General features: G+C 29.3%; 14 protein-coding genes. All 14 read right to left on the bottom strand.

Annotation, left to right across the window (positions count from 1 at the left end):
* Positions 1-357 (bottom strand): hypothetical protein (locus tag CQA57_RS05860; protein WP_147288357.1); only part of this gene is annotated, 357 nt, incomplete at its 3' end.
* A 126-nt stretch (positions 358-483) separates the two neighbouring features.
* On the bottom strand, positions 484-1134 hold the full coding sequence (locus tag CQA57_RS05855) for a hypothetical protein (protein ID WP_115579302.1): 651 nt from the start codon (positions 1132-1134) through the stop codon (positions 484-486).
* A gap of 142 nt (positions 1135-1276) precedes the next feature.
* Positions 1277-1555 (bottom strand): hypothetical protein, encoded by a 279-nt coding sequence (locus CQA57_RS05850; protein ID WP_115579301.1) that lies wholly within the window; start codon positions 1553-1555, stop codon positions 1277-1279.
* Positions 1545-1889 (bottom strand): hypothetical protein, encoded by a 345-nt coding sequence (locus CQA57_RS05845; protein WP_147288356.1) that lies wholly within the window; start codon positions 1887-1889, stop codon positions 1545-1547. Before CQA57_RS05845 ends, CQA57_RS05850 begins: the two co-directional genes overlap by 11 nt.
* Before the next feature lie 10 nt (positions 1890-1899).
* A complete protein-coding gene (locus CQA57_RS05840) occupies positions 1900-2922 on the bottom strand; it encodes a DUF6094 domain-containing protein (protein WP_115579299.1) in 1023 nt (340 codons plus the stop codon).
* A 94-nt stretch (positions 2923-3016) separates the two neighbouring features.
* Complete coding sequence (locus CQA57_RS05835) at positions 3017-3604, bottom strand: hypothetical protein (protein ID WP_115579298.1); 588 nt, start codon at positions 3602-3604, stop codon at positions 3017-3019.
* A 12-nt stretch (positions 3605-3616) separates the two neighbouring features.
* Positions 3617-5506 (bottom strand): helicase-related protein, encoded by a 1890-nt coding sequence (locus CQA57_RS05830; RefSeq protein WP_147288355.1) that lies wholly within the window; start codon positions 5504-5506, stop codon positions 3617-3619.
* A 13-nt stretch (positions 5507-5519) separates the two neighbouring features.
* Positions 5520-6074 carry a DEAD/DEAH box helicase family protein gene (locus tag CQA57_RS05825; protein WP_115579296.1) on the bottom strand — a complete coding sequence of 185 codons (555 nt, stop codon included), beginning with the start codon at positions 6072-6074 and terminating at the stop codon, positions 5520-5522.
* 105 nt (positions 6075-6179) lie between these two features.
* Positions 6180-6755: a hypothetical protein gene (locus tag CQA57_RS05820; protein ID WP_115579295.1), complete on the bottom strand. Its 576-nt coding sequence runs from the start codon at positions 6753-6755 to the stop codon at positions 6180-6182.
* A gap of 24 nt (positions 6756-6779) precedes the next feature.
* Positions 6780-7724 carry a PD-(D/E)XK nuclease family protein gene (locus tag CQA57_RS05815; RefSeq protein WP_115579294.1) on the bottom strand — a complete coding sequence of 315 codons (945 nt, stop codon included), beginning with the start codon at positions 7722-7724 and terminating at the stop codon, positions 6780-6782.
* Between the two features lie 9 nt (positions 7725-7733).
* On the bottom strand, positions 7734-8114 hold the full coding sequence (locus CQA57_RS05810) for a hypothetical protein (protein ID WP_115579293.1): 381 nt from the start codon (positions 8112-8114) through the stop codon (positions 7734-7736).
* A gap of 137 nt (positions 8115-8251) precedes the next feature.
* Entirely contained in the window at positions 8252-8674 is a 423-nt protein-coding gene (gene ssb, locus CQA57_RS05805) for a single-stranded DNA-binding protein (protein ID WP_115579292.1), read from the bottom strand.
* 37 nt (positions 8675-8711) lie between these two features.
* On the bottom strand, positions 8712-9698 hold the full coding sequence (locus CQA57_RS05800; RefSeq protein WP_115579291.1) for a hypothetical protein: 987 nt from the start codon (positions 9696-9698) through the stop codon (positions 8712-8714).
* The gene (locus tag CQA57_RS05795) at positions 9698-10678 is read right to left on the bottom strand and encodes a recombinase RecT (protein ID WP_115579290.1); all 981 of its coding nucleotides are present in this window, start codon (positions 10676-10678) and stop codon (positions 9698-9700) included. Before CQA57_RS05795 ends, CQA57_RS05800 begins: the two co-directional genes overlap by 1 nt.
* Between the last annotated feature and the right edge of the window lie 50 nt (positions 10679-10728).

Genomic DNA, 10728 nt, shown 5'->3' with positions numbered 1-10728 from the left:
CCAGTCAGAAATCCCCTCAAAAAATTCATTTGGTTCTTTGGAAAAAGGAATAAAAAAACCAGTGAGATCAGTGATTAAAGATGTATCAATATTTTTGCAATTTCCAGCAAAATCTCTCAACCAAATCGCTAATTCCTCGTTGTTTTTTGGTTGTATTTGCCCTTTTTGATTAACACTATTTCTTTTTATATATTTTTTTAATTCTTCTTTTTTATGTTTTTTAAAGCTAGTGGCAAATAAAAAAACAAATATAGCGATAATTCCTAAAAATACAAAAAACACTTCATCTGCTGTATTTTTTTCTTCTGTAGCTCCTAGAAAAGACACCATAATCAGGATTATTGAGTATATTTTCATATTATTCCTTTTTTTGTTATAATTACAATTCACTTCTTAATTGATGTGAGATACCTTAGGTTTCTTATCTTTTTTTTCTTAAGGCTTTTATCTTTCTTTTTAAGAAAGAAAATCCCCTTTCTTTACCTAAGGTATCAAATTTGTATCTTCCTTGTAAAAAAGATACAACGATAATAAAGAATTGCTCATATTTTCTCTTTCATTTTTGTTATCTTTTATAAAGACATTGCATTCATTGTTATTCGCAAAACCTAAGTAAAAAGCTTCCAAAGAAATAATTTTTGGCTGTGCTATCAAAGTATCGCTATGAAAGAAAAAACTCATTGTTTTGCCATATTCTGTATTGCAAATATCACAAAACATATCCATAGCTCCATCAGATAGTTTGCCTCTAGGCATTTTTGATAAAAATTCATCAGGAAGCAAATAAGCAAGATCACTATCAAAACCTCTTTTTTCGATAGGATTTTCTAACTTTAAGAATCTAAAATTAGTTATTCTTGCTATTTCTTTAAAAAGCATATCTAAGCCACTTGCCTTTACCATATTATTACTTTCTGGCGGATTAAACAAGCTTGATAGTGGTATCTCTTCTGTGCGTATTTCTTCTTTCCCTTTTTCTTGGAAGTAAAAATAACAAACTTGTTTTTTTCCACTAAAAACAAAATCTGTAAAACCAGAAAAATTTTCTGGCAGTAAAAAACTCATAGCAAAATTCCTTAACTCGGAAATAAAAATTTCATAATCAGGATTATGAGACATTCTAACTTTTGACATTTTTTTCCTTTTGTAAAATTTTTCTTAATTGTAAATTCATTATTAGTGAAAATCAAATGAGAAAAATCTTTAGTGGTTTTTTTGAAACTTTGAAACACAAAATCTCAAAAAAGCCTCCAAAGGAGGGAAAAAGAATTGCTAATCAGTCAGCAAAAAATCTTTTTTCTTGGCTATCTCTCATATGATAGGCTGTAATAAGCATAGCTTTTGAATGAGAAACTCTATCTACAACATAAATAAAATTTTCATAGCAAAACAAGCCTCTAGTGCCTATCTTTAAATTATTAACATTCTTATTTATATTTGTTAGTGGTAGAAGATTAATGCCTCTTTCAGAACACTTTTCTAAAAAATGCTTAGTTGGCATTATTTGTTTGACATCAACATTGGCTTTATTAACTCGAAAGGTTTTAATCTCCAAGCACTTTTTCTTTGTCGATACCATCTAAATAATCCCCATTAACTACTAAATTAATTTTTTTATAGTTATCTTCACCCATAACATCATATACAATTTCTCTATCCATCTTCTCGCCATATTTACTTATATATTGCTTGAATTGTAAAGAAATAGTATTGTTTCTTAAGTTATACTCCAGCTTATTGCCAAAAACATCTTTAACCGAGTAATAATGTCTTCTTTTGTCAAAAAAAACATTTTCTTTCAAAAAGTTAAAGTTTTTTTCGTTGCTGCTATTTAGTTTTCTCATAACTCTGCTGAAAATATCAATATAAAAACCCTTTTTAACTTTCATAAAAACTCCTTTATATAAGCTCAAAGTATTTTTTTTCTTGAATATCAAAAGCAAAGAGAGTGGATAAATAACAATCTGAAGCTTTTTCATCACCACAAACTTTTTTCTTAGCAGTTTCTCCTTTAATCAGAACATTGTTAATTGGATTGTCCAATAAACCTGAAAGCATTAGAATTATTGTCTGTCCATCGTTTGGATTTTCAATACTCGTAGTATTGAGCAAAGAGTTGTTTTCTTTTGTAAGCTCATTTAATACTTCTTTGGTTTTGTATTCATTCTGTTTTAAATTTGCGTCTAGCTGCCAATCTTTTAAACCATCATAAGAAATAAATCTATAAAGTTTATTTCCTGATGGTTTTAGTTTGTAGGTTTTTTCAATAGTGTCAATATTTTTTGCATTTCTAAAATTAATTTCTGCAAAAAGCTTTTCAGCAGTGATAAGATCACTAACTTTTTCTTTGCTTTTTATAGTTTTTTTGAACAAAATGAAGTATTGTCCATAATTTTTGTAATCCTCATTGTCTTCATCAAAAAACACATCTTCAACCCTTAAAGAGTTTTTGATTATGCTAGATAGTAGAGGAAAACAAGTTTTTGAAGATAAAGAATTCTTGCTAATAGCCAATAACATATAGCCATCAACCGCAAGGAAACTAGAAAATCGCTCAATAAAGCTTTCTTCCAGCTTTTTCTCTTTTCCATCTAAGAAATAAGTTCCATAGGGTGGATTTAAGTAAATAAACTCAAAAGCCTTTCCGCTAATAATTGCCTCAAGTGCAGAGCCACTTAGCAAAAATTTTACTCTTTGCATAGCTTCCTTTGCTCTTCCTTCGTGCAATTCAATACCATAGGTATCTGCATTCAGCTTTTTACCAATTAGCTCTAAAGCATTTCCTTCTCCACAACAAGGATCTAATACCTTGATTTTATCTTCTTCATTTTGTGTAAAAATTAATTTATCAAAAATTTTTTCTAGTGTTTTTAATTGAGTTGGATAATATCCTAACTTCAAATCTGATTCTAATCTTGCCATTTTTTATCCTTTATATTTTTTATTTTTTTCAATATCAAGGACAAAAAAAGCACCCCACAGGGATTTTTTAATGTCCCTGTATATTGGGGGTAAATTAGTTTTTCAAAATTTGCTCAATGCAATTTCTCAAACACGCAAACTTATTATTAAATAACTTTTCTTCTGCATAAATTGCAGAAACTTGTTTGTAAAAAGAGCTATAAAAAGAAATGAGATTAAACTCTGTGAGAATTTGTTTTAAAACAAACAAAAAATCATCTTCCTTTGGAATAGGAATAGGTAATTGAAAAATCCATTCTTTAAAAGCTTCAAAATCATTTTTTTCTCTGTAAAAGAATATGGAATTCATATTTTCCATATCTGCAGTTTTTGCCAACAGAAAAGCAGAGTGATTTTGATAGATATTAAGATCTACATCTTTACAAAAAAATCCACTAGAGCCTACATCAAAAACACCATAGGTGCTTTCTCCTGTTTCTGTGTTAAAGAAAAACTGAACCTCACTATTTTTACCCTTAGTAGAGGAAACTTGTATCTTTCTTGAAATTCTTCTAACAACTTGACTTTGTCCAAAAATTTGTAGAAATACAATTTTTCCTTTTACCTTTAGGTAATCTAATAGCATTGCCGAAGTTTTATCATAAACAACTTGCCCTAATTTTTTTCTTTCTATATTTTCCATTTTTTATCCTTATTAAAAATCAAACACTAATTGTGCATATGTGTTTTTTGTTTTTCTATCCATTACCTCGATAGTCCTAACATACTTCATACTTTCATCTTCAGATTTTTCATCTTTAAATAAAGATTCCATTTCTGTGTATATTTCTTCTTTATGAGTAGTTCTAACCAAAGAGATTTCTTGGATATTTTCATCAGCTTTTTTATCATCATCTTTCTCTTTTTTCATTAAGAATTCGTAATCAAGAGATATTTTCTTAACTTCATCTTGAAAAAATCTTTCAAAATTATCTAACTCACGAGGAGTAAAAGTCCATTTAGAAACATCATCTCCAGACTCTACGCTATCTTTTTTCAAAAGAGCTTCTACAAGAGCTTTTTGTAAATTATTTTCTTCTTCTAAAGAAGCTAAATCCTCAGCAGTGGATAATCTCCCCTCTAAATCATTAGCAGCTTTAATTTTTTTAGACATTAATCTAATTGACTTGTGCTGTGCAGTATCTGCGTAGGTCAAAAAATAAACTTTACATTCATTTTTCTGCCCTATCCTCCAAGATCTTCTACTAGCTTGTTTTAAAACAGAAGTTTCATAACCAGTTTGGTAAAAGATGATGGTTGGATACTCCAAAAGATCTAAACCAGTTTCAACAAGTTTAGGATTTGTAATTAACACATCGCAAGGATTTTTCTTAATCCATTCTTCTCTGTTTTCAGATGGAACATCACTAGATAATACCTTAATTGTTTGTCCTGAAAAGTTTTCATCTTTGCTCAATATGCTTTCTAATCTACCTAGATTTTCAACAAAAGTGCAGTAAATCAAAACCTTCCTTGATTGGGACAGCTCTTCTTTAGTAATTTTTATCAATTCTTTTTCTTTATTGGTTATGTAGTTTTCATCTACTATTGGATAATAATAAAAAGTTTCTCCATCTTTACAGCAATATTCAACCATTTTTGATGGATTATCTGGTATAGAAAGTCCATAATTACAAAAAGCACCAAGCAGTGAGCTTTTTCCAATAATTATGGCGTCAAGCATTTCACCAATGAAATTACCATAAGGTCTGGATATTTCAGATTCAAGTGGGACAGTAATTATGCTTTCAGAATAATCAGGCAAAGGAATATTCATCTCATCAATTCTCAAAAACAAAATATATCCTAAAAGAATTTTAATCATTATCGGATTGATAACAGCTCTTTCAGAAGCTTTAATTAAATTCTCACTTTTCTTAACAATTTTACCCTTAGCAGTTTCGTCTTTTTCAGCTTTTTTCATAGCATATTCATAACCACCGAATCTATCTACAAATTTGCTAACTCCATTTTTATAATCAATTTTGATATGTTTTTTCATCAAATGAGGAAAAAGTCTATACAAAATGTAAAATAAGCTTGAAGCATAGCCATTTAGTAGAGTTCCAGTTAAGCCTATTGTTCTTTTAGAATGAATAGATATTCTTGCAAATGCTTCTCCAATACCAGTATCGCCTTTCATTTGATGCACTTCATCAGCTATGAAGAATTCAAAAAATCCTTTTGGTAGCTGTTTCACTGCTCTAGCAAAACTTACTTTTCTTGCAGAAGAGGTCTTTAAAAAACCTTTATTTTGCAAAGAGTGCTTAAAACTATAATTTGATTTTTTTGCATTCTCTTGCAATAAACATTTTTGGCAAGTTAAATTTTCAGCCTTAAAATTTTCAATAGGGGTTATTTTTGAATGTTTGCATATTTTGTCAAAAACTCTGCTTTTGATTTTAAGCCTATTCTTTTCCAATTCCTCAAAAGAATATGCAGTGCCACAATAGCGACATTTACAAGATATAGGGGTTTTATCTTCAGCAGAGAATGCAGTAATATCAACTTTTGGTGGCATAGGTTCGCTCAATAGGTAACCCAATTTAGCAGTTTCTTTAGAAAAGATAAAAAAACCTAATGGTGTTTTTATTTTCTTTTCCTTTAAACTTTAAAATCTCTGCACCATTTTTTACTTGAATCACTTCAATATTTTTAAAGCTTTTTCCAAAAATCTTATTAATCTCATCTTCCCACTTCTTTTTTAAGTGATTTGGGCAAAGTAAAGCAATATTGCCAGATTTTCTATGTAAATACATATAAGTAAAAACAATAGATATAGACATCAAAGTTTTACCTGTTCCCATTTCAGAGGAAATAAGAAGATTTTTTTCTCTTGAGAAGTGTTCAATAGCTGCAGCAATTAGTCTAGCTTGTCTCGGATATGGGACAATATCTAGGGATTTTAAAACTTCAGCAATTCTTCTATACTTCTCAGGATTTTCTAAACCAGAAAAACTGGTATTCAGAGCTTTTTGTAGTTCTGAGTAAATCACTTGAGAATTATTATTAACAAAATCAGATAATGACTTTGTTTCAATATGTTCTCTTGCAATTCCAAAGTTATCATCAAAATCTCTGATGTTATTTATTATTTTTTCTAAATTAAACATTATTTTTCCTTAATTATTTTTCAAAATAAAATAAGGAAGATTTTATGAGTTAATCTGCGTAGGCAGAAAAACAAAAATCTTCCCACCTACAGCGGATTAACAAATTTAGAAAATTTTTAGATCTTTAAAAGATTTAAAATTCTCACTTAATTTTTTTCTCATATCTTTTTCATAGTCTGTCAATTTATCCTTTCTATATGAAAACTCATAAACGGCACAAGCTTCAAAAAGAAAAACTTCTTCATTATCTTGTTCTTTTTGCTCTGTGATATTGATATTAACATCAAAAAAGCCAAACTCCGAGAGTTTCTGCCTGAATAGATTAACCATTTCTTCATTTTTGTTTTTGTTTTCAAAACTAAAAAATGCAGAAAGACTATATTTTTCTTCATTATCTTGTTCGGTTGATTGCTTTGTTTCTTCGGTTACATTGTTAAAGCTAGTTTTTTGAGCAATAAGATCAATTTCTTCTTTCAATTCACTTAACAATTCATTTGCATAAGCAATTTTTGAAAAGACACTGCCTTTTTTTTGCTCCAAATAACTATTAAAACTATCTTTATTATCAGAAGCACTTCTCATAAACGATATTTCTCCATTGATGTTTTGGATTTCTCGCTCAACGCTTTCCTCAAAACCTAAAGCAATCATAATTAATTTTTTTATTTGCATTTTTTCCATATTTTTTCCTTTTAAGCATAAATACTAAGATATTCTCAAAAACTGAGTAGCTTCACCTTTTTTAACCAAGATGTCTAAAAGCTTCTGAGGAAGTATTTTTTTTGCTTTTTCTATATCAATTGTTTCTCTGCCAGGATAATTACACACAGTCAAACTTAGATCTTTTTCAACGATTTTCTTAACATCTGCATTATTGCAAAAATCAAGCACAATCTTTTTCTGATGTTTGATTTGTTCCTCCAAAGCTTTTTTATCAGCTTCTTTGTTTTTCAAATCAATAATAGAATCAATCATACTTTTATCTACAACTGCTTTCTGACTACAAAACTCGCTACATCTATCTCTAAATGGACAATATGCACAAAGCTGTGTAATTTCACCATTTGGCATTTCCTCTTTATTTTGCAGAAAATTATAAATTTTACTAGCTCTCTCAAGACACTTCTGGAATATAAAGTCATTAAAAAGAATATTTTCAAAAACCTTATATTTTCCACTATTTAAATCAAAGCAAATAATTTTTGCTTTTGAAATTTTGCCAATACCCATTTGTAACTGAACTTGTTGTATCCAAGAGTTATATGGATTATCAGGAAGTGTGTTTGAGCTTTTTACCTCTATAAGTAAATCTTCATCAGGAATATAAAAATCAATATGGGTTTTGATGAAATTAAATTCATCTTCTCCTTTTATTGTCTTTTGCTCCTCAAATTCAATTTTCTGAGATAAAAGAATATTTTTTATAATTGTTTCTGCCAAGTGCCCTCTCTCAAAGATAAGTAACTGATTGGTATTATGTTCTTCTCCATAAACTTTAGAAAAACATACTTTTTTCAAGCAATTACCAACATCGCTACTTCCTACATACAGACTTCTGTCTCCAAGTGTTTTTAGAGTTTGTTCTTCTGAATGTTTTTTTAATCCTTGAGCAAAAATTTCTTCAAAATTATTTTCTAGTGTTAGTTTCATTTGTTCCCCTTAAAAAAGTGTTTCTTTAATACTATGTTTTTCCTCTTCAATCAAAGGATAAATTCCAACATTTCCGTCTTCTTTTAACTCATTTTCTCTAAGAGAAAAATCTTTTAGCCATAATAAAAACTCGGATAAAGCCTCTGCAAAGATTTCTGTTCTGTTTTCTCCAAAAAACTGAACAGAATATTTTTCATTTGTTGTTTTATCGATTTGCTCTAAGCAAGGACGATTGAAAGCATTAATTCTCAAAATAACTTGGTTACCCTGATAATCTTTGTCTTCAAAAACAAGCGTCTTTTCAAAAAACTTTTTCTCCATATCTTCTTTAGAGAATAATTGAAATAAACCACCTAAAATATTTTCTGCACTTAATAAAATTGTTTTCATTTTTTTTCCTTTATTTAAATTTCTGATTGAATTAAATAAGGAAGAATAGAGATAACTACCCTGCTGGGAAGTTATTTCATATAATCTTCCCAACTCGGGCTGAAGCAATATAATTTTTTTAGAAGTTTGATATAAGATTAGAAAGGAATTTCATCTTCATTAATATCGATTGGAGGCATTTGCCCTTGCATAACACCTTGATTATTCTGTGGTGTTTGCTGTGTAGAGTTTTGAGCTATCTTATCAATAAGCCTTAAACTTTCACAAACGATAATATGTTTTGATTTTTTTACTCCCTGTTGATCTGTCCAAGTTTCATAAGTAAGTCTGCCTTCCAAATGAAGTCTTGAGCCTTTCATCAAATATTGTTTTGCAATTTCTGCATATCTTCCAAAAAGCTTACAATCAATAAAGCAAGTTTCCTCGTGAATACTGCCATCTTGTTTTTTTGTTTTACGATTTGTCGCAACACTAATAATACAAGTAGCCATACCACTTGGCAAATGCTTTAATTCCACATCTTTTGTCAAATTTCCTAATAAAATTACCTTGTTAAACATTGTTAATCTCCTTGATTTTTTTTAATTTTTTATATTTTTAGGCAACGCCTTTTTTCATCTCAAAGTAATTGCTAAGGTCAAAACCTTTAAAAAGCATTTCTTTTGAAACACTGCAATTCCAATTTGCTACTGAAACTTTTTTTGTATATTTCCGCAATAACAACGCATTTCTGAAGTTAAAATTCATTCCAGCATCATCATAGTCTCCGATACATAAAACTCTCTTGTCCTTAAAAAGAGGTAAAACCTCTTCTTTAAAAGTAGATGTAGCTCCACCAGGTGTAACTGCAACTAAATTTCTAGCATAAGCATTCAACACATCTTTCTCACCCTCACAAACAAGAACTATTTGCTCATTTGTTTCTTTGAGTGCTTGAGTATTAAACGCTCCTCGATTTCTTCCTTTTAAAAAAAGAAGTTTCTTTTCACTAGGGGCAAAAGGGTTATATTTCCACAGCGTAACAATATTATTTTCAAAATCTAAAATTGGCATAACCAATCTATCGTATTCATCATTGCCAAAAGGCTTTGAGTATCCAATATGAAACTTTTTTGCAGTTTCAAAGATTTTTTCCATATCATTGGTGCTTGTGATTGTTTTTTTCAATAGCCTAAGATAAGCTTCTTCTTTAAAAAGATTTTCACTTAAAAAGGTTTTTTTGAACCATTCTAAATCAAGTATCTTTTTTGAATTATTCGCATTATTCTTAGTTTCTGAGAAGTTATAAATTTTTAAATCTACTCCAATAAGTGAAAACAGTTCTTCTCTAACAAATTTCAGAGCTTCGCCCTTACTCATACCAGATGGTAGCTTATTTGATATTTCTAAAACATCATATACGCTTCCGTGAAAACCACTTCCAAAATCGTGAATAGAACCATTCTGATTAATTGTAGCTGATGGTGTTCTTTCATCTCGTAATGCAAAAAAATATCTTGATCCTATTTTATGAAAATTAAAACCATATTTTTGCAATAGAGCAATACTAGCCTCAGCACCTTGATATAAGGTTTGATATTCCATTATGCCGCTCCTTCAATTTTTAAACCAAACAAAGACTTATTTTCATAAAAATGAAAGCAACAATCATCTAAAAACTTTCTTTGTTCTTTGTCTAACTCATTATCTTTCAATGGAACAGAAAAATAACCAATTCCTTTAATGACTTTGAAGTCAAAATCGATCTTGTTTTTTTCCAAACCATCTTTGATAAAAGCAATGCTAGGACTTTGAACCGTTTTTATAGTTTTTGCTTCAAAAGAAAAATTTTCCTTGTGTTTTTTCCAAATACCAACTTCTTTGTCAAATACAAAGTTATTACTTTTCAAAATATGTGATTGTGTATAAAGATTTTTATCTCCAATGCCATAGGCAACAACAAAATTGCCAACAAGCTTTAATCCTATTCCTATGGAATTAAAGTATTTTTCAAAATCATAAAAATTAACTTTTTCAATGGGGGTTGTATCAACGCTCGCATTAGGATTATCGCAGTTTTCGATTTCCTCAAAAATGTATGGCAACCGAATTTGAAATGCTATTCTTAGTGCTTGAACAAGAGCAATCTTGTTTAGCATTGTTTTAGGCTTTGTTCTCCAAATCTTAGTATCAAGAACATATTCGTCCAAATAAACAGTATGTAGGAATGGTTTTTCACAACCTTTTTTATGGATTGTTACGACGATTTTTTCTAGCTGATTATTTACAAAAAAATACTCACTAGAGATACCGTTTAATAATCCAGTGTTTTGGGCTGCCTCAACATATTTATGATAGCTAACGATAGATTGAAAAGTGTATCCGTCAAACACATTATTTCCATTCACATTTCTATATTTTTTTGTTGGTATCAAATATATATCCTTTAAATAAGGATCTAATTGATATTTCAAAGCAGTCCTAATAAAAGATTGCACTTCAAAAGAATCCTTGTAATCTATACAATTATTACTTTTTAGCGTAGCAACGACATAATCATTTAATATTTTTTCTAAATTTTCCATTTTCTATCCTTTATATGTGCGAAAACAAAGAGAGCTTCCCTATTGGAAAA

The organism is Helicobacter anseris (assembly GCF_003364335.1).
In the GTDB taxonomy this organism is placed as follows: Bacteria; Campylobacterota; Campylobacteria; order Campylobacterales; family Helicobacteraceae; genus Helicobacter_H; species Helicobacter_H anseris.
This window is presented reverse-complemented; position numbering and strand designations above follow the sequence as displayed.